Below are 24253 nucleotides of genomic sequence, written 5' to 3'. Positions count from 1 at the left end.
TGGGCCGACCCCTACGGATGATCCTGCCTGAACGGCGGTGAACCTTGCTGAATGAGACGGAAACCGAGACGGCCCCGGAGTACGCGATCACTGCCCTCGACGCGATGTTCAGGCGGCGATGCCGTCGATCCCCACAGGGAGGTGTCGGGGGCCGCGCAGGACGGGGTTGACGCGGTACGGCGGGGGGTCTGCCAGAAGCCGGGGGTTCTTGATCCGGCGGAAGAGCTGGGTCAGGGCGATCTGTGCCTCCAGCCGGGCCAGCGGGGCGCCGAAGCAGTAGTGGATGCCGGTGAAGAACCCGAGGTGCTGGTTGTCCTTGCGGTCGGGATCGAAGCGGTCGGGGTCCTCGAAACGCCGTGGGTCGCGGTTGGCCGAGGCCAGCATCAGCCAGACGGGCGCGCCTTCGGGGATGGTCGTGTCGGCGATGTCGATGTCGGCCAGGGCGGTGGTGAACGGCACGAACTGGACCGGTGGCTCGTAGCGCAGCACCTCCTCGACGAGCGGGACGGCCAGGGCGGGCTCGTGCTGGAACCGCTTGAGGACGTCGGGGTGGCGCAACAGCGTGAGTGTCGCATTGCTGATCAGGTTGACGGTGGTCTCGTGGCCTGCGATCAGGAGCAGTATCGCGTTGGTCACCACCTCAGGGTGCGACATGCTGCCGTCGGGGCCGGATTCGCGGGCGAGGGGACCGAGGATCCCACTGCCGGGATGGCTGCGCTCGGTTTCGATCAGGTCGGACAGATAAGCGCCCAGCTCCTGACGTGCCCCGCGTACCTTTTCCAGCCCGACGCTGGGATCGAGACCGGACGCAATGGTGTCGGCCCAGCCGTGGAAGCGTGGCTCGTCCTCGCGGGGTACGCCGAGGACCTTGCAGATGGCGGTGACCGGAAGGGGGTAGGCGAAGTCGTCGACGATATCGACCTCGTTCTTGCTCTCGAACGCGTCGAGCAGCTCGGCGACCACCCTGGCCAGGTCTTCGCGCATGTCGTAGATGAACCTGGGGCTGTGCGGGGGACCGAACGGCCGCATCGCCAGTCTGCGCATCCGGTCGTGTTCGGGCGGGTCGAGGTGGATGAAGCTGAGCGGCAGATCCGGGTCCTCCTCGGCCGCGTCGGGGCTCTCGGCGCCCGGGGTGCGGTTGCGCTGATCGTTGCTGAGCAGCGGGCTCTTGGCCAAGCTGCGCACCTCGCGGTACGTGCTGACCAGGTAGGAGCCGTCGTCCTGACGCGTGACCGGCGACTCGCGCAGTGCGGCGTAGAGCGGGTACGGATCGGCGCGATTCGCGAAGTCGATGATCTGTGCGGAGATGGTGCCGAGATTCATGGTGTCTCCCGGGGGCCGACGGTCCGGGTGATGGTCAGGCACGGGCCCTGGCGCGGCGCCTCGCTTTCAGGATCAACTCCGTGAGAAGGCCTCGCAAGGCGAGAGCGGCGCGGTCGGACGTCGCCACGGAGGCCTTCTCGACACCAGCACCGCATTAGGAGCGAGGTCGGGCGACTGCTGCTCTGACCTGCGAACTGTCCACATGGGCGGATCGGGGACAGTCACCCGCCGGCCACTGCCGTTCCCCGTGGCTCCCCGCTGGATCTGGCACGGATGTGGCACGGGGAACCCTGGAGTTCCTCAACTCTGCTTCATTGATGGGCACCTGCGCCGGTACCCGAAGCACCGTTGCCGAGTAGGGGAAGAGCTGGCGTCGACTGTCGTCAGCTGTCGTCGTCGGCCGCCCGTGGACGGCCCACAGACGGCCCAACGGGCGATCACTGCGGCAGCCGCTGATCGGATCACCCCAGCAGCAGCCTGACCGGTGGCTGTACTCTGCCGCCCAGTTGGAGGGGCGCTGTCAGGGACCAGGGGGGCACGTGAACACAGGCATGGCTTGTCCGCTCGGACCGAGCGGCCCGTCGCGAGGCCCTCTCCGTCAGGTCGCACGCCACCTCGGCGCCATGCATCTGAGTGGTGTGATCTTGCTGTTCACCTACGTGATCCCTCCGGCCTGGGCTCTCGATGCCTACGGCGCGGCACCAGCCAGTGACCCTTCAGCAGACATCCCCCCGTTCGTGATCTCCGCTGTGTTGCTGGTCTACTGCGTGGGCTTTCACGTATTCGTGCAAATCCCGTCCGGGCTTCTGGGTACGAGGCTGGGCCTCAACCATGGGGGCTTGATCACCTACGCTTCGGCCCTGGCGATTGCGGGAGTCCTCACAGCCTCGGCCTTGCTGGTGGCCCTGCGTATGGAGGATGTCGGTGAGCTCATGCAGTCGTGGGCCGACTTCATGGTGCGTGGCTCGCTCGGGCTGGCCGGCTACGTGTGGACAGCTCGGCGGTCGCGGGAGACCACGACGACGTGAGGTCGGTGGAGCCTCATTGAGCGTGGTGGGCGCCGGCAACTGCGCCACCGCAGGCCGTCCAGATCAACTGCCGCTTCACCAGGTCCCCCCAGCCTCGCGTTTCCAGGGGCGTGATCATATCCCCGCCTTGAGCATGCCCTGTCAAGGAGCTGCGCTGAAGCGAATAGCCTTCCGGTCATGACGAACGATGAGATCCGGCCCGCCCGGGCTGCCGACGTTCCGGCCGTGAAGGCCGTGACCGACGCGGCGTACCGCCGCTACATCGAACGCATCGGGGTGGTGCCGCAGCCCATGGAGGCCGACCACGCGGCGGACGTGGCCGCAGGCCGGGTGTTCGTGTGCGGGGAGCCGGCGGTCGGGCTCGTCGTCGTCGAGGCCCACGACGACCATCTGTTTCTCGACAGCATCGCCGTCCACCCCGACGCGCACGGCACGGGGGTGGGGCGGCGTCTGCTGGAGTTCGTGGACGCACACGCGCGAGCGCTCGGTCTGCCCGAGGTCAGGCTCTACACGAACGCGCTGATGTGGGAGAACCAGAAGATCTATCCGAGGTTCGGTTACGACGTCGTGGAACGGCGCGTGGACGGGCCGTACGACCGCATCCACTACCGGAAGCGACTGGTCTGACACCGGACACCGGAACCGGCCGGCCCCGTCAGCTGTCCGGCCACCAGGTGCGCGCGATGTCCTTGCGTACCTCCGGACGCCCCGTGGGACGCTCCTCCGCCTCTTCGCGGATCCGGCGGCTTTCCGTCCTCTTCAGGGGCTTCTGCACGGTCACTCGGCGCATGGCTGCCTCCTTCAGCGCCCACCTGGATCCGTGGTGCCACGGAGGTGGACCCTTTGGGCGAGAGTTCCTCATCGGTGCCGGTCTGTCAGTGGCGGCTGTCACGTCGGGACTGTCAGTGGCGGGTGTCACTCTGGGGGAATGACGAACGACAGTGAGCACATGGTTGCGGTGGGTGCCGAGGTGGACTGGGACACGGCGGCCGACGCCTTCGACGACGAGCCGGACCACGGCCTGCGCGCACCCGAGGTGCGCGCCGCCTGGGCGGCCCTGCTCCGCTCCTGGCTGCCCGAGCGCCCCGCCGACGTCCTGGACCTCGGCTGCGGCACCGGCAGCCTGTCGCTGCTCGCCGCCGAGCAGGGGCACCGGGTGACCGGCGTCGACAGCTCGCCGGCCATGGTCGAGCGGGCCCGGGCCAAGCTCGCCGGGCGGGACGCGGCGGTCCTGCACGGGGACGCCGCCGCGCCGCCGGTGGGGGAGCAGCGGTACGACGTCGTCCTCGTGCGGCATGTGCTGTGGACGCTGCCCGACCCCGCGCGCGTCCTGCGGCACTGGCGCAGCCTGCTGCGGCCCGGAGGCCGGTTCGTCCTGGTCGAGGGCGTCTGGGGGACCCTCGCCCCGGCCGGCATACCCGCCGAGCGGCTCACCGCCCTGCTGGAGCCCGTGGCCGGGCACGTGCGCGTGGAGCGGCTCTCCGACGACCCCGTGCTGTGGGGGAAGACGGTGGACGACGAGCGGTATGCGGTGGTCGCGACGGTGTAGACCGCCCGGGGGAGCAGCCGGGCGGGCGGGGTCTGCGAGGCGTCAGGCCAGCAGCTTCTCGAAGCCGCCCTCGCGGGCCAGCGCCTCCAGTTCGTCGAGGGCGGCCACGGCGGCGGACGCGGCCTCGGGGTCCGTCTCCGCCAGCCCGCTCTCGGCGAACTCGTCCTCGTCCAGACGCCGTACGTCCGTGCCGTCGGCGGAGCGCCACAGGTCCAGGTCGAGGTCCTCGACGATCAGCTCGGTGCCGGACAGGACGGCCGGGCGGGTGATGTCGCAGTACCAGCCCTTGAGGGTGCCGTTCCCGGCCCGGACCTCCTTCACCGAGTACCAGCGGTCCCGCCAGTAGTGCTCGGTGAACACGTCGCCCGCCTCGAACCGCACGAAGCCGAAGTCGCGCACGCCCTCGCCCGCCCACGGGGCGCGGACCGAGACGCGGACACCGTTGTCGGCCAGCAGCTCCGCCGGATAACGGATCTTCGTGCGGCCGCCCTTGACCAGGACGACCTCCACCCGGGCCGTGGTCTCAGCCGAGTTCGCGGACATAGCGGACCTCCGTCGCGCAGATTTCGTACCCGAGCCACTTGTTGATCGCGATCATCGGGTCGTTGCCGGCGTCGTTGCCCGTGAAGGCCTCGGTGAGGCCTGCGGCACGCGCCCGGTACAGGGAGTGGATCTTGGCGAACTTGGCCAGGCCACGCCCGCGGTGAGCCCGGGCCGTGCCGGTCATCGCGGTGGCGTAGCCGGTGGCGCCGTCGGTGTGGGCCACGCTGAAGGCGACCGGGCGGCCGTCGACGACCGCGGCCATGGTCAGCTCGCGGTGCAGCAGCGGATGCTTCCAGTTCTGCTCCAGCCAGGCGTCGTAGTCCGTGAACTCGACGCTGATCTCGCCGGGTTCGTCCGACACGGTCTCCGCGTCCAGCTCGAACAGCGGCCGTGGGTCGTCCGCGAAGTCGGCGGCCGTGCGCAGTTCCACGCCGGGCGGGACCTCCGGGAGCGGCGGGAGGGCGCCGTGCGCCAGATCCAGACGGAGGAGGTGCGCGGGACGGCCCCGGGTGTAGCCGTGCCGTTCGGCGAAGGCGCGATGCGCCGGCTCGTCGAGGACCCAGGTGTACAGCTTGGTCGCGCCCACGGCGGCGAGGTGCTCCTCGGCGGTCCGGGCGAGGAGCCGGCCGGCACCGCGGCGGACGCGGTCCGGGCGCACGTAGATGTTGAGGTACCCCTGGCCCGGCTCCGTGCTGTCGTGCGCCAGGGAGACCCCGGCCACGCCGATCACCTCGCCGTCCTCCACCGCGATCAGCGCGCGGAAGTGGGCGTCGGGGTGGCTCTGGGCGAGGGTGTGGCGGACGGACTCCGGGGTGAACAGGATGTACGGCAGGGCGAGATGGCGGACCCGGGCATAGCCCTCGGCGTCGGCTCGGACGCCGGGCTGCAGGTCGCGCACGATCACAGTCATGAGCAGGCACCGTACGGGGAGATGTGTGGCGGATGCCTCTGATTTTCCGGCGGGTACGGGACAATCGGCCGTGTGAGCCTGAAGATCCACATCGATGACAGCGCGCCGCCGTACGAGCAGGTGCGGGCGCAGATTTCCGAGCAGGCGCGGTCCGGGGCGCTGCCGACGGGGTACCGGCTGCCGACCGTGCGGGGGCTGGCCGAGTCGCTGGGGCTCGCGGTGAACACCGTGGCCAAGGCGTACCGGGCGCTGGAGGGCGACGGGGTGATCGAGACGCGGGGGCGCAACGGCACGTTCGTGGCTGCCGCCGGCTCGGCCGCGGTGCGTGAGGCGTCGCTGGCCGCCCAGGCCTACGCGGAGCGGGTCCGGCGGCTCGGGCTGACCGAGGACGAGGCGTCGGCCGCTGTGCGCGATGCCCTGCGGGCGGCCTACGGGGAGGGCTGAGCCGGGTCAGCGGTGGGTCGTCAGCTCCGGTGTGCGCGTCGCCGTCAGACCCGCCCTGCCCGCCGTCCTCCCGAACGCCACCGCATCCTCCACCGCCGCCCCGCCCGGATCGTTGTTGAAGTACGCGTACACGTCCTCGGCGTCGGGCCAGGTCGTCGCGACGCGGTCCACCCACGTCTCCAGGGACCGCCGGCCGTAGCGCGGCCACGGCCGGGCCCGGCCCTCGTGGAAGCGGATGTAGCCCCAGTCCGTCGTTCGCCACAGCGGAGTCACCGGGTGGGCCTGGACGTCCGCCCAGCACAGCGCGGCGTTCCGGGACTCCAGGACCCTGCGCACCTCGGGTGTCCACCACGAGTCGTGGCGTGGCTCGACCGCGACTCTCGTGCCGGCGGGGAAGCAGGCCAGGCAGGTGTCCAGCAGGGACGGGTCCGTGCGCAGGGTGGGCGGGAGCTGGAGCAGGACCGGGCCGAGGCGGGCGCCCAGGCCCGCCGCGTGGGTCATCAGGCGGTGGACCGGCTCCTCGGGGTCCTTCAGCCGCTTGATGTGCGTGAGGTACCGGCTCGCCTTCACCGCCACCACGAAGTCGTCCGGCACCCGGTTCCGCCAGGCCTCGAAGTTCTCCCTCGTCGGCAGCCGGTAGAAGGCGTTGTTGATCTCCACCGTGGCGAAGCGCGTCGCGTACTCCTCCAGCCACAGCCGGGTCGGACAGCCGCCCGGGTACAGGACTCCCCGCCAGTCCTTGTACTGCCACCCGGACGTGCCGACGAACAGGGTCATACATCCATCAAAGCACCGGCGGCGATCGGCTACAGGTACAGCGCCGCCGCTACAGGTACAGCCCCGCGTCCGCGTCTTCCCGCGCCCCCGGCACCGACGTCGGTGCCGTGCCCCGGCGCAGTGCGAACAGCTCGGCCAGGGTCGCGCCCTCGCGGCCTACGCCCTCCTCGGTGCCCAGCCAGTTCACCGCCTCGCGGCGGGTCAGCGGGCCCACCTCGATGCGGGCCAGGCAGCGGCCGGGGCGGACCACGGCCGGGTGCAGACGCTCCAGGTCCTCGTTGGTGGTGACGCCGACCAGGACGTTGCGGCCCTGGCCGAGCAGGCCGTCGGTGAGATTGAGCAGCCGGGACAGGGCCTGGCCCGCGGTGTGCCTGGCCTCGCCGCGGATCAGTTCGTCGCAGTCCTCCAGCAGGAGCAGCCGCCAGCGGCCCTTGCCCGCGCCGTCCTCCTCGCCGATCGCGATGTCCATCAGATAGCCGACGTCGGAGAAGAGCCGCTCCGGGTCCAGCACACAGTCCACCTGGCACCAGTCCCGCCAGGAGCGGGCGAGCGTGCGCAGCGCGGAGGTCTTGCCGGTCCCGGGCGGGCCGTGCAGCAGGAGCAGCCGGCCCGCGATGTCCTGTGGGGTCGTCTTCATCAGGCGGTCCATCGCGTCCGCCACGGGGGCCGTGTAGTTGGGGCGCACCTCGTCCCAGGTGCCCGCGGAGATCTGGCGGGTGGTGCGGTGCGGGCCACGCCGCGGGGAGACGTACCAGAAGCCCATGGTCACGTTCTCCGGCTGCGGTTCCGGCTCGTCGGCCGCGCCGTCCGTGGCCCGGTCGAGGACCGTCTTCGCCAGCTCGGCGCTGGTGGCGGTCACCGTGACGTCCGCGCCGCGGTTCCAGCGCGAGACCAGCAGGGTCCAGCCGTCGCCCTCCGCGAGGGTCGCGCTGCGGTCCTCGTCGCGGGCGACCCGCAGCACCCGGGCGCCATCCGGCAGCAGGGTCGCGCCGGAGCGCACGCGGTCGATGTTCGCCGCGTGCGAGTAAGGCTGCTCGCCCGTCGCGAAGCGGCCGAGGAACAGCGCGTCGACGACGTCGGACGGGGAGTCGGAGTCGTCGACGTGGAGCCGGATCGGCAGAGCGTCGTGCGGGTTCACGGCCATGCCGCCATGATCCGGCACCGATGCCCTCCGTGCACGGCATTTCCACCCCTTGTCCCGGGTGTTCCCAAGACCTGCCCCGTACGTGGCCCCCGCCGTTAGTGTTGTCCATGATGGGACGTCATGAGTGGTATACGGGGACTCGTCGGTGGCGGCTCACCGCCCTGCTCGGTGTGGGTGCGGCCGCTCTGGCCCTGATCGTCACCCTGATCAACACACTGCCCGGCGGCGGAAGCACCGCCGGCACCTCGCGCGACGGCGACAAGGTCCACGGCACGCCCGCCACCCCGTCCGAGCGCCCGGAGCCGTACGTGGGCTGGGGCTTCACCCACACCCAGTACAGCGCCGACCAGGGCAGCGGCGCGGCCACCGGCCGGGTCGCCGGGCTGCTCGCGAAGAACGGCGGGCTGCCGCAGGACCAGGCGCTCATGGGCTGGGGCGCCGACAACCCCGAGCCGGTGAAGGGACATTACGACTTCGGCGCCATGGACCGCCGCATCGACTTCATCCGCAGGTCCGGCGGCACCCCCGTGGTCACGCTGTGCTGCTCGCCGGACTGGATGAAGGGCGGCAGGGCCGGCGTCGACAACACCGACTGGAGCCGGGCCGCGCTGGAGACCGCGCCCACCCCGGACCACTACCAGGACTTCGCCGACCTCGCCGCGACCGTCGCCAAGCGCTATCCCGACGTGCGCCACTTCATCGTGTGGAACGAGTTCAAGGGCTTCTGGAACAACGCCGAGGGCCGCTGGGACTACGAGGGCTACACGAGGATGTACAACCTCGTCTACAAGGCGCTGAAGAAGGTCGACAAGGACATCATGGTCGGCGGGCCCTACCTGGTCATGGACAGTGTCGACCCGCGGCAGAAGGAGAACGCGTCGACCGCCCTGCGTGGTGCCTGGGGCGCCATGGACCAGCGGGTCCTCGACGCCTTCGGCTACTGGAACAGCCACCGGGCGGGCGCCGACTTCGTGGTCGTCGACGGCTCCAGCTACACCAACGACGACGATCTGCTGCCCGACGAGTTCGCGGCCACCGACAAGCTCACCGCGGTGGGCGAGTGGGTACGGCAGCAGACCCATGACCTGCCCCTGTGGTGGGCCGAGTACTACGTCGAGCCCGCCGACGGCAAGGACGAACGCAGCGGCTGGTCCGAGGCCCGCCGTCTCGCCGTGCACGCCACCGCGTTGATCGCCATGGTCAAGGGCGGCGCCGGCTCCGGCTTCTACTGGAACCCGGAGGAGAAGACGGGCGCCGACTGCTCCGGCTGCCTGTGGACGCCCACCGACACGCCCGGCGGGGGCAGGGAACTGCCCATGTACGACCTGGTGTCCCGGTTCGACCGGGCGTTCCCGCCGGGCACCCGGTACGAGACGGTGCCCGTCGCCCGGGACGACGTGCCCAACGTGCGGGTGCTGGCCGACAGCAGGACGGTACTCGTGGTCAACACCCTCGACCGGCCGATCAGCGCACAGGTCGACGGGAAGCGGTTCGACATGCACGCGTACGAGGTGCGGTGGCTCGACCGCTGAGCCGCCGCACCGTACCCGTCACTTCATCGTCAGGAACCGCTGCACCAGCGAGGCCAGCACCACGGCCAGCAGCGGCAGCGAGAACCAGAAACTGCCCTGCAGCCATCGCAGTTGCCGCGTGCTCGGCCGCGCCGCGACCCGGACCACCTCGCGCGCGGTGAGCAGCAGGATCAGCGCGACGGCGGCCAGCGCGCCGACCACCGACCACGACGTCCACGTCACCTGCGGCCCGATCCGGCCCGGATTCGGCTTCGGTACCGGGCCCGCCGGCTGTCTGCCCAGCGCGTACACCGTGACGTCGTCGTTGACCAGGACCTTCGTCAGCTCCTGCCGGTTGTCCAGGTTGCGGATCAGCCGGGACTTCCAGGTCGCCGGGTAACCCGCGTCCAACTGCAGATAGGTGACCTGACTCTCGTTGATCATCAGGTACGAGTTCGGGCCCGCGTCCTTGAGCGCCTTGACCAGTCCGGACACCAGCACCGGGTCGACGGGTGCCTGCGTCGGCACGTAGTTCACCCGTTCCATGTCCCGCGCGCCCCACGGCATGGCCGGGGTCACGTCGTTGACCGTGTCCTGGCTCAGCCACAGCAGCCGTACCGTCGGCCGGTCGTGGGCGTACACCCAGTCCATGGCCGCGACCTCGCCCGGCCGGGTCCGCTCGAACGACTCGTTGCCCCACCGGGCCACCAGGAAGCCGCCCATCAGCAGCAGCCCGGCGAGCAGCGCGGCCAGCGCGGCGAGGCTGCCCCGCTCCTTCTCGCGTTCCGTCGCGGTGGCGCCGGTGCGCGGGAACAGGGCGAGCGCGCCGAGCAGGGCCGCCCCCGGCACCGCGAACATGAAGACGCGCAGCGCCATCTCGCCGCCGTACGACTGCATGCCGAAGCCCAGGAACGGGACGAAGGTGAGCACCGGCAGGGACCGTTCGCGGTACCGGTGGAAGCGCCGCCGCCACCAGCCCCAGCAGGCGAGGGCCAGCACCGAGCCGGCCAGCAGGACCCGGGTGTACAGCACCAGCTTGTGCGTCGGGTCACCGCCCTGGATACGGCCGGAGACCGAGGACGAGACGTTGCTGCCGACGCCACCGACCCCACCGAAGAGGTCGTCGAAGTGGCCGGACCAGTACGGCTCGGCCATGAAGCCGACCCAGACCGCGACCAGCACCGCGAACAGGACGGGCAGCCCGCGCAGTTCGGACCTGCCGAGCAGCACCAGTGCGGCGAGCACGCCGAGCATCACGAACGGGGTGAGCTGGTGCGCCGGGACGCTCGCCGCGTACAGGCCGATCAGCACCATGAGCAGGACGGCCCGTTGGCGCCGGTCGGTGGGCTCGACCTCGGCCTCTCCCGGGCGGAACTTCGTCCAGACCATGTGGGGAGCGCGGAACCACACCAGCAGGATCGCCACGAAGACGAGGTACAGGAGGAACGTGAAGCCCTGCGGGGAGAAGTAGTCCTGGCCGACCCAGCCGCTGAGCACGAAGAGCCACACACCGGTCCACTTGGCCCGCCAGTTCGCCCGCAGCGACCGGGTGAGCAGGAACATCGGTGCCAGATAGGCCAGTTGCACGGCCGTCGGCCACCAGCGGATGATCTCCGTGAAGTCGTCGGCCCCGCACGCCCGGGCGACGAACGCGGCCACCGCGAAGAATCCCGGCCAGCTCCAGCGGGCGTCCAGATCCGGCACGGCGGACCCGGTGCGGTCGATGTAGTCGATGAAGCCGAGGTGCTGCCAGGCCGTCGCGAACCGCGGCTCGGTCTCCAGCACCGCGGGCAGCGCGTGCAAGGACACCACGGTCGCCAGCAGCGTGACCAGCAGCAGGGTCCGGTGCTCACGGCGCAGCCGGAGCAGCGAGGCGAACACCGTGATCAGCAGGGCCGCCCCCACCAGCGTCGGCAGCGGCAGCACGGAGACCAGGCCGAGCCCGCCCATCCGGTCGAGGTCCGCCTCGCCGAGGCGCAGCGCCGGCACCCAGTAGAGCAGGAGCGCGGCGACCAGCAGACAGCCGAGGACGACACCGGAGCGGGTGAGCCCCGAAGGCGCGGGCGGTGCGGACGGCTCCTCGTCCACGGCTCCGTCCACGGCCATGTGCGGTGACTCGTCGGCGACTTCGTCCACCACGGCATTCTCGGACGGCACGGCGTCGAACGGCGCGTCGGCCTCCGCCTCCCTCAGCAGCGCCGCCTCGGCCGGACCCAGCGATGCCTCCGCGCCCGGTTCCGGCTCCTCGACCGGCCGCGGCACGGGTGTGCCCGCAGGTGGGGTGCCGGGGCCAGGGCGGACGTCCGGCCTGCGTTCGACGTGGTCGAAGTCGACGTGGATGCCGAGGGCGAGGGTGTCGTTGTCCAGCGCCCAGGCCGGACCGTGCCGGGGGACCGAGGCCACGGCGGCATTCTCGCGGGCCCCCAGGTCGGCCAGGTCCCCGTCCGGTGCCGCCGTCTCCGACCGGGCGCAGGGTGTGGAGCGGATGGTCCGCCACAGCTTCGGCGCGGCGATCGTCACGATCACCGCGAGGCTGGAGATCTCGGCGACGCCCGCTCCGGTCAGGCCCATCCGGGGCAGGAGCAGCAGCGTCAGGCCGAGCACGAGTACGCACAGCAGGCCCTGCAGCCAGGCGAGTCCGCCGGTACGGCTCTGCGCGCGCAGCACCGCGAAGTACGTCTCCATGACGACCCGGAGCACCGCGCCCACCGCGAACCAGCGCAGCAGCGGGGTCGCCGCGTCCGCGTAGCCGGCGCCGAAGACGCCCAGGATCCAGGGAGCGCCGACGAACAGCACGGTCGCGATCGGCAGCATGATCCGGGCCATCCGCCTGAGCGCGGCACGGGTGTCGGCGGCGAGCCGCCCCGGGTCGTGCGAGCCCTCGACCGTGAGGGAGGCGCCCATGTTGATGGCGAGCAGGTTGGTCGTGCCGCCGATGGTGGTGGTGATGTAGAAGTACGCGTTGTCCGCGGAGCTGACCTGCGAGGCGATGATCACCGGGACGAGGTAGACCACGGCGAGCGAGAACAGCGAGCCGGTGTAGTCGCCGGCGAGGAACCGCCCGATCTCCTTCATGGACGGAGGCCTGGCGTGGTCCGCGGTCGCCTTGACGTGCCGGGGCACCAGCCGCCGGAACACCAGCCAGCCCAACGGCACCACCGAGGTGGCGATCGCGGCGACCCAGGACACGAAGACGCCGCTGGTCGGGATCGCCACGGCGAACGCGACGAGCAGCCCCAGCTTCACCGCCGAGAACACGGTGTTGCCCACCGGCACCCAGGGCGCGCTGCGCAGCCCGGTCAGCACGCCGTCCTGGAGGGTGAGCAGGTTCCAGGCGACGACGGCCAGGACGAAGCCGAGCCCGTTGAGCGGCCCGTGCAGGAAGCGGTACGACGGCCCCCACGCGTCCAGTGTCACCAGGAAGATCCCCGCCGCCACCGCCACGACCAGCGAACTGCCGGCATAGGTACGGAAGATGAGCCGCCCGCTGCGCTGCCCTGACACCGGGATGAAGCGGGCCAGGGCGCCGGTCAGGGTCACCGCGGTCAGCCCCGCGAGCAGCTTCATCGCGGCGATGGCGGCGGAGCCCTGACCGACCGCCGACTCGGAGTAGTAGTGTGCCGCGGCCAGCCAGAAGCCCAGCCCGAGGACGGCGGAGATGCCGGTGTTGAGCATCAGCGCGTAGGCGTTGCGGAACAGCTGGCTGCCGCCGGATCCCCGGCCCGTCCCGGGCAGGCGGAGGCGGCGCCCCGACTGCTCGGGCGCCTGGTCCTCGGGCGTTGCGGCCTCGGTCGTGGTGGTCGTGTCAGACACGGGAACGGATGGCCTTCCGGTGGACCTGGCGCGCTCTGCGGACGAGGGCGTACCCCTTGGTCAGCGCGCGGTCCTTGGCGAAGTTACGGGTGATGGCACGGCCCTGGAGCAGCCGCTCGAACTCCTCGACGTCCGTGTCGCGACGGACGGTGACGCGTCGCAGGGCGTACGGCCCCTGGCGGCGGCGGGCGAGCCCGTTGCCGACGGCGAGCGCCTGGGCGTAGCCGGCCTGCCGCACCGCGACCCGGACCCGGCGGCTGGAGTAGCCGTACGGGTAGGCGAACGACACCGGCCGTGCGCCGAGTTCGCCGGTGACGATCTCCGTGCTGCGGACCAGTTCCGCACGGAGGGCGGCGTCGTCGAGCTGGTCGAGCTGCGGGTGGGAGTGGCTGTGCCCGCCGATCTCGATCCCGGTGTCGGCGAGGTCGCGCACCTGCTGCCAGTCGAGCATGGCGTCCAGGCCGCCTCCGGTGTCGTACGCGCCCCTGATCCAGCCGGTGGAGACGAACAGCGTGGCCGGGAAGCCGTGCTTGGCGAGCACGGGCAGGGCGTGCCGGTGGACCCCCTCGTAGCCGTCGTCGAAGGTGATCAGCACCGGCCGCTCGGGCAGCGGGCGGCCGGAGCGCCAGCGGGCGGCGAGGTCGGCGGTGGTGACCGGGGTCAGGCCCAGGTCACCGATGAGCGCCATCTGCTCGGCGAAGGCCTCCGGTGCGACCGAGAGGGCCCGGGTGGCGTCGTTCGGCGCGCTCGCCACCGCGTGGTACATGAGGATGGGTACGGCGGTGTCGCTCATGGGCGTTCCCCCTCGATCCGTACGCCCCTGCGGCTCATGGGCGTTCCCCCTCCTCCGTCCCCGTGCCCGGGTCGCTCCCCGGCGTTCTCGCCGGCACGACGGGCGCGACCGGCACGACGGAGAACGCCGGCCCGCCTCGCCGCGCCCGCACACTGCCCACCGCATAGCCGCCCGCCGCGGTGAGCACCCCCGCGACGATCGCGCCCGCGCGTCCGGCGCCGCCCGGGCGGGCGAGCAGGGCGTCCCGCAGGCCGCGGGCGATCCCGGCGGGCAGGACCCGGGTGGTGTACCGGCGTTCGGACTCGAGCCCCTTGGCGGCGCCGACGCTGCGGGCCACCAGTGCCTTGGACAGGCCCTCGGCGTAGGCGCGGGTGCGGAAGTAGGCGAAGTGCTCGCGGGCGACGGGCACCCGGTGGTGGATCACCGCGCGGTCGTCGATGAGCAGGACCGCGTCGGGGCGGGCCCGGGTGAGGCGGATGCACAGCTCCGTCTCCTCGCAGCCCAGCGGGCGCCGGTCGCCGTCGCGGCCGATGCCCGTCGCGAAGCCGCCTGCCGCGTCGAACGCCGTACGCCGGAAGGAGGCGTTTCCGCCGAGCACGTTGCGTACCCGGACCCGCCCGGGCGGCAGCCCCCGGTAGGTGCAGCCCACCACCCAGTCGAACTCCTCCGGGAACCAGGCCGGACGGCGGCCCGAGGCCCAGACGGGCAGCGTACGGCCGCCGACCGCCATCACCCGCGGGTCGGCGTATCCCTCGGCGAAGCGGCGCAGCCAGTCCCGTTCGGCCACGGCGTCGTCGTCGAGGAAGGCGATCACCTCGCCGTGGGAGACGGCGACTCCGGTGTTGCGGCCGGCCGACAGACCGCGCGGGCCGGCGTTGGCGAGCACGCGCACGTCGCCGGCCTCCTTGTACGCGCGCCCGAGCCGTTCCAGCAGCGCCTGGTTGTGGTCGACGACCAGGAGCGTCTCCAGCGCCGGATACGACTGCGCGCGCACCGAGGAGACCGCCGCGAGGATGTCCTCCCAGCGGTCCTCGGTGTACACGCAGATCACGACGGAGATGCCGGGATCTCTCAAGACACCTCTCCCCGCCCGGTGTTCAGCAGTCGCTCCTGACGGGCCTGGCGGCGCAGGGAACGCCGGTTGGAGCGCTCCGCGAGGATGACCTTCAGCACCCGGAGCCCGTCCCGCACGGCCCGCAGATTGCTCGTGCCGTGGATGCGGAGGTACTCGTGGCTGGGGATCTCCTGCACCTTCAGCCCCGCCTTGACCACTCTGATGTTCATCAGCGTCTCGACCTCGAAACCGGTGCAGTCGAGGTCGATCTTGTCGAGGCAGTGCCGCCAGAACGCGTTGTACCCGTAGCAGAGATCGGTGTAGCGGGCGCCGAACTTGCGGTTGACGACGGTGCACAGCGCCCAGTTGCCGAGCTTGCGGATGAAGGTCATGTCGTCCGTGCCGCCGCCGTTGGCGAAGCGTGAGCCCTTGGCGAAGTCGGCGCCCGAGACGAGGGCGGAGACGTAGGACACGATCTCGTTGCCGTCGGCCGAGCCGTCCGCGTCGACCATCACGATGATGTCGCCGGTGCACGCCTCGAACCCGGTGATCAGGGCATCTCCCTTGCCCTTCCCCTGCTGTTCTACGACGCGCACGCCGGGCCACAGCGAGCGGGCCACTTCGACGGTGTCGTCGGTGGAGTTGCCGTCCACCAGAACGACTTCGTGTATCCAGTCCGGAAGGGTCTTGAAGACGTAGGGCAGATTCTCCGCCTCATTCATGGCGGGAATCACCACGCTCACCGGCGGAGTGATCGCCAGGTGAGAGGAGATGGGCCGGTAGTGGGTGGCCATTAACGGATCTTGGCCCGAACTCGGCGGATGCAGGACAGAACTCATGACTGTGGTCCCTCTCGTCCGGTGGACCGCCCGCCCCTGGGCCGGCCCGGCTCTTCAGTCCGGTTCGAAAGGGGGGTTCTCATCCGCGGCACGGCGAATCGGTCTCCGTGCACACAGATGAGCTGGCAAAGCTGGCCGGGCTGCCGGAAAAGGACGACAGCCGGTCGCGCGGCACGGCTCGGTCACAAGTGCGGTCACCGAGCACGGCACCCCCCTACCGCGCCCCGCGCCGGAACGTCACGGCCCTGAGCCCTCCCCTGAGCCGTGTGCTGACGGACCGATGCGGGTGAGATGTACGACGGTATTGACGATTGAAGCAGAATCGCAAGACCTGGAACTGCTTCTCACGTTTTTATTGGTTCGGGTATTACGTAACTTTGGCCCGGCTTCTTCACTCTTGCTTCGATTTCCTCGAACGGAATTTCTCCCGGCCGAGGACGAGCAGGAGCAGCAGCATGCTGAGCGCGGTCACCGCGACCACGCCGCCGCGGACCGACCAGCGGTGCACGGCGAGCATGCCCTGGGCGACCAGCATGTCCAGTACGACCGAGCCCGCAAGCGCGGTGAGCGCCCGGCCGAAGGGATCCAGCCCGCGCAGCGCCGCCCCGATCGCCACGGCCGGCGCCGCGAGCAGGAAGAACAACGTGCACGGACCGCGCAGCGGTGAGTCGGCGTCGACGAGCGCGAGCAGTGCGCCGACCGCGCCCACCGCTGTGGCCGCTCCAGCGAGCAGTGGAGACAGGTCCCTCCCCGGACCTGGCCGCGCCCGCTCGGCGTCGTCTCCGGCGCCGTCCGGCGAAGGTGTCTTGATGCGTAAGGTCTGCATTGGCGACTTTGCCCCCCGGCGTCCCTGATGCCGGGCTTCAATGTGGCGCAGGCTCCGGTGGGCCGTCAAGACGACGTCGCCTCGTACACATGTGTTCCCCAGGGGCCTTCGGGGCGTCCGGGTGACGTGCTGTCAACAGAGATGACGTGTACATGCAACATCTCGAGCGTGAACGTCCTGAGTCGATCCCGTCGAGACGTCGTTGAGGCCTAAAAAGTCTTGGCATGAACACTTCCAGTCAACACGCGTAGTTGCTACGACAGTTGTGGCAGAGATCCTGCTAAAGGGAGGTTCCATGAGACGTTCCCGATTTGCGGCATACGTGACCTCGCTCCTCCTCGCCACCGGCCTCGCCCTCACCGGGGCCGCCGCGGCGCAGGCCTCCACGGCTGCCGCGAACGGCGGTTACGTGGCGCTCGGCGACTCCTACTCCTCCGGAGTCGGAGCGGGCAGCTACATCAGTTCGAGCGGCAGCTGCGACCGCAGCACCAAGGCGTACCCGTACCTGTGGAACGCCGCTCACAGCCCGTCCTCGTTCGCCTTCAACGCCTGCTCGGGCGCCAAGACGGACGACGTGCTGGCCAATCAGCTCGGCTCGCTCAACTCCTCCACCGCACTGGTCTCGATCACCATCGGCGGCAACGACGCCGGCTTCGCCGACGTCATGACGACCTGTGTGCTCCAGTCCGACAGCTCGTGCCTGTCCCGCATCAACACGGCGAAGGCCTACGTCGACTCCACGCTCCCCGGCAAGCTCGACGCCGTGTACAACGCGATCAGCGCCAAAGCCCCGTCCGCCCGGGTGGTCGTCATCGGCTACCCCCGCTTCTACCAGCTCGGCCAGACCTGCCTCGGCCTCTCCGAGACCAAGCGGTCCGCGATCAACGGCGCGGCCGACTACATCGACGCCGCCATCCAGAAGCGCGTCCTGGACCACAACTTCGTCTTCGGCGACGTCCGCACCACGTTCACCGGCCACGAGATCTGCTCCGGCGACTCCTGGCTGCACAGCGTCAACTGGCTTTCCATCGGCGAGTCGTACCACCCCACCGCGGCCGGCCAGTCCGGCGGCTACCTGCCGGTGCTCACGAACGCGGCCTGACCCTCACGAGGCCGAAGGTGAAGCGGAGGCCCCGTCCGTCGGGGTCTCCGTCGTTGCGCAGGTCACCGTGAACGGCACCGAGTCCGACGTCGTCCGCACCGGACTGCGCACCTCCACGCTGATCTCGTTCTCGATCGTCCCGCTGTCGGAGTAGGCGGTCACGACCACCTGCACCTGCTGGGTCTTCCCGCCGCCCGCGGGGAACGACAGCGTCTTCCACCCCGGGTCGGAGACCGAGCCGTGCGCGAGCACCCACCGGTACTCCACCTGCGCGGGCACCCGCCCCACCGTGAACGTCGCCGTGAACGTGGGCGCCTGCGCCGTGGGCGGCGGGCAGGGTCCGTCGTACTCCGTGTGCGCGCCGGCCAGGGTGACCCGCACGGACTGGGCCGGCTGACTGCTCGCCGCGGCGCTGCTGCTCCGGGCGGGAGGCGGCGCCGCGGTGTCCGAGTGGGCGCTCGTGCTCGGGCCGGGGGAGTGCGTGGCGCCGCTCGCCCGGCTGGTGTGCGCGCCGGTGTTCCCGCCACCGCCGCCGTGCTTGAGATTGAGCAGCGCGTAGGTCAGCCCCGCCGCCGCCAGGACGACCGCGAGGAGTCCGACGACCAGCACCACGCCGGCCCGCCGATTGCGGCGCGGCTCGACGGCGGTGGTCTCCGGCTCCGGGTACCGGGTGGGCAGGGGCATCGGCGGTGTGGAAGAAGGCCGTTGGGACTCGGCCGCCATCGTCGGGGCGTACGGAGACGCCTGCACCGGCTCCGTGCGCGCCGGACCGAGGGTCCCGCCCGCCGCCACGATCCGCAGGTCGTGCTCGGCCCGATCGCCCGACAGCCGCTCGGCGGGGTCCTTGCGCAGCAGGCCCTCGACGACCGGGGCGAGCGGTCCGGCCCGGAGCGGCGGCGGCAACTCCTCGTCCACCACCGCACGCAGAGTGCTCAGCGGAGTGTCCTGCCGGAACGGGGTGTTGCCCTCGACGGCCGCGTACAGCAGCACGCCCAGCGACCACAGGTCCGACTCCGGGCCCGGTGTACGGCCCAGGGCCCGCTCCGGAGCGAGGAATTCGGGCGAGCCGATCACCTCACCGGTCATGGTCAGCGCCGAACTGCCCTCGACCGTCGCGATGCCGAAGTCGGTGAGGACGACCCGGCCGTCGTTGGCCAGCAGCACGTTGGCCGGCTTCACGTCCCGGTGCAGCACTCCGGCGGCATGCGCGGCACGCAGCGCGGCCAGCACCTCGGCACCGATGTGCGCGGCTCGTTGCGGCGGCAGCGGACCCTCGGCGTCCAGCTGGTCGGCGAGGGACAGCCCGCGCACCAGCTCCATCACGATCCAGGGCCGGCCGCCCTCCATGGCCACGTCGTACACCGTGACCACGTTGCGGTTGGCGACCCGCGCCGCCGCCCACGCCTCGCGCTCCAGGCGGGCGTACATCCGCTCGACGTCCGAGGCGGCCAGACCGGCCGGGGCCCGCACCTCCTTGACGGCCACCTCGCGGTGCAACACTTCGTCACGGGCGCGCCACACGGTGCCCATGCCGCCCTCGCCCAGCGGGGACAGCAGGCGGTAGCGGCCCGCGATCACACGTTCACGGTCCGGCTCTTCGGACACGGGCGACCCCCACGGCATCTCACGTGAATTCTCCACAAAAGTAGCTCAGCCGAGTGCGGATGCGGCCCCCTTGAGCACCAATCCGGCACCCAGGGCGACGACGACCAGCGCGGACGCGAGCGGAAGGGTCCGGCGCACGAGGGTGGCGACCGGGTGGGCTGTCCAGCGCGGGCGCCGGTCGAGCACCCGGGTGACTCCGGAGCCCAGCCGGACGACGGCGAACCCGGCCGCCGTGAGCGTCAGCGCGAGCCCGGCGCCGTACGCCACGACGAGCAGCAGCCCGAACCAGGCCTTCCCCAGCGCCGCGGCACCGACCAGCACCACGACCGCGGAGGGACTGGGCACCAGACCGCCGGCGAACCCGAGCAGGATCGTGCCGCGGAGGGTGGGGGCGGTGGTGTGGCTGTGGGTGTGGCCACCGTGGGTGTGCACCACACCGTGCTCGTGCTCGTGCCCGTCTTCGTGCCCGTGCCCGTCTTCGTGCCCGTGCCCGTCTTCGTGCCCGTGCTCATGGTGGTGATGGTGGTGGCCGTCGTGGTGATGGTGGCCGTCGTCGTGGTGGTGATGGTGCGGGTGGGCTGCTTCCTGGTCCTGGTGTGCGCCCACCAGGACCAGCGGTCGTTCCTCGGCTTCCTCGTGCGTATGCGGGTGGGGGTGGGGATGTGCGGGTGTGCGGGTGAGCCAGGCCCGGCGTACGAGGTTCGCGCCCGCGACGAGCACCAGGACGCCGCTGGCGATGCCCAGCCAGGCGATGACCGACGGCGTGGCGGCGGAACCGGCCGTGACGAGCAGGCCCAGGGCGACCACGCCGAGGGTGTGCGTCACCGTGACCGAGGCGGCCAGGGGCAGCACGTCCCGCATCCGGGCCCGGCCTCCGCGCGCGGCCGCCGTCGCGGCCATCAGGGTCTTGCCGTGCCCCGGAGCGAGGGCGTGCATCGCGCCCAGGACGACGGCGATGAGCAGGGCGAGCGCGGCGAAGCCGAGGGTGAGGTCGTGGCGGGCGACGAGGTCGTCCAGTGCGCGGGTCCAGCGGTCGGCGCCCCGCGGCAGTACGGAGGCGCCCGGGGCGTCCTGCCGCTCCTGCGCGAGGGCCGGGCCGCCGGGACGCACGCGCAGGGAGGCGGTGGCCGTGTCGGCGGGGGAGGACAGCAAGTCCTTGGGATAGCTGGTGAGTTCGTGCGAGACCGACTTCTTCGGCACGTCCGTCGCGGTGAGCGTCATGCGGTCGCCGCGTGCGGTGATCTCCCGCCAGCCGGGCCCGGTGGTGACACCCGCGCTGTGAAAGCCGAGGGCGACGGACTTCCCCCGGGGGAGCGGCGCGGTGAACCGGCACTCCACACGCAGCGTGTTGAGCCCGGCCTGCCCGGGCCGCAGGCTCGCACGGGCGGAGCCGGGGGTGAGCGGGGTGGAGTGTCCGCCTACGGTCAGGCCGCTACCCTTCGCGGCCGCCGCACACCGCTGCTCGGCCCACGTGGACAGACCCAGGCGCTTGATGTCCGGCTTGGCCTGGGTGGCCGGGATCTCGGCGAGGTCCTCCACATGGTCGACCCGGAGCTGTCCGGGTGCGGCGACGAGACCGTCGTAACGGTTCACGGTGAAGTTGCCGAGAGGGTGCGCGCTCGCGGCCGTGGCCGGGGTGAGCACGAGGGCGCACGCGGCCGTGAGGACCGCCGCGGCACAGGTGAGCGGGCGACGGAGGCTCACTTGGCGGCCTCCAGCGCCTTGCGGGCCCGGGCCGAGCCCAGGGGGGAGAAGCCGGGGTTCAGCTTCAGGGCCGCCTTCAAGGAGGCGCGGCCGTCCTCGGCACGGCCCGTGGCGAGCTCGATCATGCCGCGGTGGTAGAGGAAGGCGGCGCTGCGGTAGCCGGTGGCCGTGGCCCGGCGGGCGTAGGGAAGGGCTTCCTTGTCATGCCCGTTGACGTGCAGCGCCCAGGCGAGGGCGTCCGCGGTGTGCACGGTGTGCCGGCGGGCCCACTCGGCGCGGGCCGCGCGCAGGGCGGCCGTCCGGTCGCCGTGGTCGGCGGCGGCCAGCGCGGTGTCGAGGTCGGCGTTGACGCCGTTGGCGCGGGCCAGGGCGATCCAGGCGTCCACGAGCGCGTACTGGTCGTGCGCCCTGGCCTTGTCGCCGGCTGCGCCACGGGCCTCGTACAGTTCGCCGAGTTCGACGAGCGGTCCGGGCAGCGGATAGCGGGAGACCACGGTCTGCAGGCCCTTGATCGCCTCGTCCCGGTCGCCGCTCGCCGCCTGGGCGCGGGCCCGGCCCTCCAGCGCGGGGAGGTAGTTCTCGTCGGCCGCCAGGGCCCGGGCGTAGTAGGTGAGCGCGGAGTCGTAGTCGCCCTGGTTCCAGGCGAGTTGGCCCAGCTGGGCGGCCACGTACGCGACGTCGCCCGGTGAAGTGGCCGCGGTGAGGGCCTGCTTGAGCACCCGCCGGGCGGTCGCCACGTCGCCGCGCAGCTCGTGCACGTACGCGTACCGAGCGAAGACCGGCACGCCGGGCTTGCGCGAGTCGGCGGTCCTGGCGGCCTTGTCCGCATCGGCGTACCGGCCCAGTTCCACCAGGGCGTCGATGCGTGAGGACAGGGCGCGCTCGCTGTACGGGTTCTGCTTCAGGGCCTGGTCCGCGTAGGTCAGGGCGTCCTTGAAGTCGTGCCGCGCGGCGGCGAGGGCGGCCCGGCCGGCCAGGGCCTGGTCGTTGCCGGGTGACAGGTCCAGGGCCCGCTTCAGGGCCTTCTCGGCCTGCGGGTAGCGGGCCGGGTCGCCCTTGGTCCGCGCCTGCTCGACGTAGGCCAGGCCGAGGGTGGCCCAGCTGCCGTAGTCCCTCGGCTGGGACCGCAGGTGCACCTGGAGCGCGGCGATGCTCGCGTCCAGGTTCCCGCTGCCCAGCACCCCGGGATCGACGGCGGTGGAGGCGGCCGCCACCGCGGGCCCGCCGTCGCGCGCCGCCCCGACGGCGATCGCCGCGCCGGTCAGTGCGACCGCCAGCAGCGCCGCGCAACTGCCCAGTCGGAGAGCCCGCCAGCGCCGCCCGGTGGCGGCGAACCGGCGGACGGCGGCGACGCGTCGGTCCCCCGGCTCCGGGTCGGCCCCGGCCGGACCGGCCTCGGGACCAGGTGCCGAAGCGGCAGGTGCCGAAGCGGCAGGTGTCGAAGCGGCAGGTGTCGAAGCGGCATCCCCGCCCGTGCTCACCGGCTGCTCGCCGGCCTCGTCGTCGTTCGTACGCGGGGACATGCCCTCTCCTCGGTCGCCTGGTCGTGCTCGGAAGAAAAAGGGCGCGGCCCGCCGTGGGGGAGGGGGATACGGGCCGCGCCGGTCAGGGGGATGCGGGTCAGTACGGACGCTGCATCCGGCGGCGCCACCAGGCGAAGGCGGTGCCGATCAGCAGGATCCCGGCCGCACCCGAGGCCGCCGAGGCGGCGATCAGCATCGTGTTGCCGGAGCCGTCGGAGGAGGACCCGGCGGGCTGCAGGGCGTCACCGAGCTGGCTGCGGACGTCGGCGTTGCCGGACGTGCCCTTGGCCAGGGCGCCGCGGGAACCGGCCGTCGGCTCGGCCACGTACGGGAAGTACTTCTCGAAGCCCTTGTCGTTCTTGTCGACCGCGTCGCCCAGGTCGTTCTTGGAGCCGACCAGTTCGCCCTCGACCACCTGGAGCGAGGCGTCGATCACGTCGTCCGTGAGGCGACGGCCGTTCGGGAAGCCCGCGTTGTCACCGTCGAGGACGCCCAGCCGCTTGGGGTGCATGCTCGGCTTGATCGAGGTGTTGAGGCGCAGCTCCTCCGCAGGCTTCACGTATGGCGGCTGGTTGAGGCCCTTGACGCCCTTGAGGAACACGTCGACCAGGTCGTTGCGCGGCTCGGCGGGTGCCTTGATCTTGTAGATCGACTCGATGAGCTTCGGCAGCTCGGGGTTGGTCACGTTCTTCAGGAACTGCGCGTCGTACCAGGGCTGGGACGCGTTGAACTTGTCCTTGTCCTTCTGCGGGTTGACGACCTCGTTCACCAGCGGGTTGCCCAGGCGGGACACCTGCTCGTAGTAACCCTGCGCGTTCCTTCGCTGCGTCGTCGACCAGATGCCGACGACCGGCTGCTTGGACGACTCGCGGATCAGGTCGTTGGGCACCTGCAGCGCGATCGTGTTGACGTTGTAGCCCTTGAGCGTGTCCCGTCCGACCTCGGAGAGGTTCCCGCCGTAGAGCAGGTCGAAGACCCGCAGGTCGGCGAAGAACGGGTCGTCGGCCTGGCCGGCGAAGGTCGCGCCACCGCCCGCCGTCTTGTAGATCGCCTGGGACCGCAGTTTGGCGTAGTCCGGCATCGACGCCTTGCCCACGTTCGACGGCGCGACCGGCACGTTGTCCGCGAGCCTCGTCTTGGAGACCACCTTCTGGTTGTGCAGCTTGACCAGGTCGATGTTGTAGGTCTGCGTGATGTTCAGGTTCGGGTCGTCGAGGCTCTTCACCGCCCCCGTGTTGTAGAGGAAGGTGTTCTTGTTCTTGACGTGCGTCTTGAACGTGTAGCGGAAGAGCAGCTCGCCCTGCGCGTCACCGTTGTTGTCGACATGGATGTCGTACTGCGCGTCGTCCGCGAACGTGTAGAAGTTCGGTCCGCCGGCCGGCTCCTCGAAGGGGATCCAGTTGGCCACGATCGTCGTGGTGTCCGGCTTGTCCGGGCTCACGAACGCGTACAGGTCCGTGTTGTCGTACTGCGGGGTCCCCGAGATCAGCGGGGCCTCCCGGTGCGAGGAGGCGGATGCCGCCCCGGGTTCCAGCGTGGCGACGCCGGCGGCTGCGAGCCCTCCGGCGGCCAGCGCACCACAGATGAGCGTGACCAGGCCCTTGCGTCCCGTGCCGCTCCTGGAGATGAGAGGTGTCATGCCGTCCGTCCTCAGTGCCAACTTGCCTTGACGGACGGGTATACGGAGCCGAGGAGCCGATCGGATTGGTCCGGCGGAAAAAATCTTTTCGGCTTTTCGGACCCGCGTTTTCGGCATGCTGATCCG

21 protein-coding genes are annotated in these 24253 nt (G+C 71.2%); 6 read left to right on the top strand and 15 right to left on the bottom strand.

Going from position 1 to position 24253, the window contains the following annotated elements:
* Window positions 1-108: 108 nt before the first annotated feature.
* On the bottom strand, window positions 109-1323 hold the full coding sequence (locus tag AC07DS_RS11195; RefSeq protein ID WP_479144174.1) for a cytochrome P450: 1215 nt from the start codon (window positions 1321-1323) through the stop codon (window positions 109-111).
* 644 nt (window positions 1324-1967) lie between these two features.
* Here AC07DS_RS11195 and AC07DS_RS11190 point away from each other — a divergent pair.
* Complete coding sequence (locus AC07DS_RS11190; RefSeq protein WP_479144173.1) at window positions 1968-2351, top strand: hypothetical protein; 384 nt, start codon at window positions 1968-1970, stop codon at window positions 2349-2351.
* 177 nt (window positions 2352-2528) lie between these two features.
* Window positions 2529-2978, top strand: a complete 450-nt coding sequence (locus AC07DS_RS11185; protein ID WP_479144172.1) for a GNAT family N-acetyltransferase — start codon at window positions 2529-2531, stop codon at window positions 2976-2978.
* Between the two features lie 28 nt (window positions 2979-3006).
* On the opposite strand, the gene AC07DS_RS11180 is transcribed toward AC07DS_RS11185, so the two are convergent.
* Window positions 3007-3141, bottom strand: a complete 135-nt coding sequence (locus tag AC07DS_RS11180) for a hypothetical protein (protein ID WP_145882693.1) — start codon at window positions 3139-3141, stop codon at window positions 3007-3009.
* Between the two features lie 138 nt (window positions 3142-3279).
* Here AC07DS_RS11180 and AC07DS_RS11175 point away from each other — a divergent pair, with 138 nt between their 5' ends.
* The gene (locus AC07DS_RS11175) at window positions 3280-3900 is read left to right on the top strand and encodes a class I SAM-dependent methyltransferase (RefSeq protein ID WP_479144171.1); all 621 of its coding nucleotides are present in this window, start codon (window positions 3280-3282) and stop codon (window positions 3898-3900) included.
* Window positions 3901-3942: 42 nt separating this feature from the next.
* Here AC07DS_RS11175 and AC07DS_RS11170 read toward each other — a convergent pair whose 3' ends face one another.
* Together AC07DS_RS11170 and AC07DS_RS11165 are read right to left on the bottom strand one after the other, a co-directional pair.
* Window positions 3943-4443 (bottom strand): ribonuclease FAU-1 family protein, encoded by a 501-nt coding sequence (locus AC07DS_RS11170; protein WP_479144170.1) that lies wholly within the window; start codon window positions 4441-4443, stop codon window positions 3943-3945.
* Window positions 4424-5353, bottom strand: coding sequence for a GNAT family N-acetyltransferase (locus tag AC07DS_RS11165; protein WP_479144169.1), 930 nt, complete (start codon window positions 5351-5353; stop codon window positions 4424-4426). Before AC07DS_RS11165 ends, AC07DS_RS11170 begins: the two co-directional genes overlap by 20 nt.
* A 72-nt stretch (window positions 5354-5425) precedes the next feature.
* Here AC07DS_RS11165 and AC07DS_RS11160 point away from each other — a divergent pair, with 72 nt between their 5' ends.
* The gene (locus AC07DS_RS11160) at window positions 5426-5797 is read left to right on the top strand and encodes a GntR family transcriptional regulator (protein ID WP_479144168.1); all 372 of its coding nucleotides are present in this window, start codon (window positions 5426-5428) and stop codon (window positions 5795-5797) included.
* A 6-nt stretch (window positions 5798-5803) separates the two neighbouring features.
* On the opposite strand, the gene AC07DS_RS11155 is transcribed toward AC07DS_RS11160, so the two are convergent.
* Window positions 5804-6574: a DUF72 domain-containing protein gene (locus AC07DS_RS11155; RefSeq protein ID WP_479144167.1), complete on the bottom strand. Its 771-nt coding sequence runs from the start codon at window positions 6572-6574 to the stop codon at window positions 5804-5806.
* Window positions 6575-6623: 49 nt separating this feature from the next.
* Complete coding sequence (locus AC07DS_RS11150; RefSeq protein WP_479144166.1) at window positions 6624-7718, bottom strand: DUF5925 domain-containing protein; 1095 nt, start codon at window positions 7716-7718, stop codon at window positions 6624-6626.
* A 110-nt stretch (window positions 7719-7828) separates the two neighbouring features.
* Between AC07DS_RS11150 and AC07DS_RS11145 the strand changes: the two genes are divergently transcribed.
* Complete coding sequence (locus AC07DS_RS11145; protein ID WP_479144234.1) at window positions 7829-9250, top strand: GH39 family glycosyl hydrolase; 1422 nt, start codon at window positions 7829-7831, stop codon at window positions 9248-9250.
* 18 nt (window positions 9251-9268) lie between these two features.
* Here the strand turns inward: AC07DS_RS11145 and AC07DS_RS11140 are convergent, their stop codons facing one another.
* From AC07DS_RS11140 to AC07DS_RS11120, 5 genes are all read right to left on the bottom strand, one after another.
* A complete protein-coding gene (locus tag AC07DS_RS11140; protein WP_479144165.1) occupies window positions 9269-13042 on the bottom strand; it encodes a lipopolysaccharide biosynthesis protein in 3774 nt (1257 codons plus the stop codon).
* Window positions 13035-13835 (bottom strand): polysaccharide deacetylase family protein, encoded by an 801-nt coding sequence (locus tag AC07DS_RS11135; RefSeq protein ID WP_479144164.1) that lies wholly within the window; start codon window positions 13833-13835, stop codon window positions 13035-13037. Before AC07DS_RS11135 ends, AC07DS_RS11140 begins: the two co-directional genes overlap by 8 nt.
* Window positions 13836-13869: 34 nt before the next feature.
* Window positions 13870-14910, bottom strand: a complete 1041-nt coding sequence (locus AC07DS_RS11130) for a glycosyltransferase family 2 protein (protein ID WP_479144163.1) — start codon at window positions 14908-14910, stop codon at window positions 13870-13872.
* Window positions 14907-15728, bottom strand: coding sequence for a glycosyltransferase family 2 protein (locus tag AC07DS_RS11125; RefSeq protein WP_479144162.1), 822 nt, complete (start codon window positions 15726-15728; stop codon window positions 14907-14909). The genes AC07DS_RS11130 and AC07DS_RS11125 overlap by 4 nt, the downstream gene beginning before the upstream one ends.
* A 391-nt stretch (window positions 15729-16119) precedes the next feature.
* Window positions 16120-16554 (bottom strand): hypothetical protein, encoded by a 435-nt coding sequence (locus AC07DS_RS11120; RefSeq protein WP_479144161.1) that lies wholly within the window; start codon window positions 16552-16554, stop codon window positions 16120-16122.
* A gap of 295 nt (window positions 16555-16849) precedes the next feature.
* Here AC07DS_RS11120 and AC07DS_RS11115 point away from each other — a divergent pair, with 295 nt between their 5' ends.
* On the top strand, window positions 16850-17656 hold the full coding sequence (locus AC07DS_RS11115) for an SGNH/GDSL hydrolase family protein (protein WP_468813788.1): 807 nt from the start codon (window positions 16850-16852) through the stop codon (window positions 17654-17656).
* A gap of 3 nt (window positions 17657-17659) precedes the next feature.
* Here the strand turns inward: AC07DS_RS11115 and AC07DS_RS11110 are convergent, their stop codons facing one another.
* From AC07DS_RS11110 to AC07DS_RS11095, 4 genes are all read right to left on the bottom strand, one after another.
* Complete coding sequence (locus AC07DS_RS11110) at window positions 17660-19261, bottom strand: serine/threonine-protein kinase (RefSeq protein WP_479144160.1); 1602 nt, start codon at window positions 19259-19261, stop codon at window positions 17660-17662.
* Window positions 19262-19306: 45 nt separating this feature from the next.
* On the bottom strand, window positions 19307-20965 hold the full coding sequence (locus AC07DS_RS11105) for an urease accessory protein UreH domain-containing protein (RefSeq protein WP_479144159.1): 1659 nt from the start codon (window positions 20963-20965) through the stop codon (window positions 19307-19309).
* The gene (locus AC07DS_RS11100; protein WP_479144158.1) at window positions 20962-22488 is read right to left on the bottom strand and encodes a tetratricopeptide repeat protein; all 1527 of its coding nucleotides are present in this window, start codon (window positions 22486-22488) and stop codon (window positions 20962-20964) included. The genes AC07DS_RS11105 and AC07DS_RS11100 overlap by 4 nt, the downstream gene beginning before the upstream one ends.
* A 97-nt stretch (window positions 22489-22585) precedes the next feature.
* Window positions 22586-24127, bottom strand: coding sequence for a DUF4331 domain-containing protein (locus AC07DS_RS11095; protein ID WP_479144157.1), 1542 nt, complete (start codon window positions 24125-24127; stop codon window positions 22586-22588).
* Window positions 24128-24253 lie beyond the last annotated feature (126 nt).

This window comes from Streptomyces sp. NPDC044064, assembly GCF_056434245.1.
This window is presented reverse-complemented; position numbering and strand designations above follow the sequence as displayed.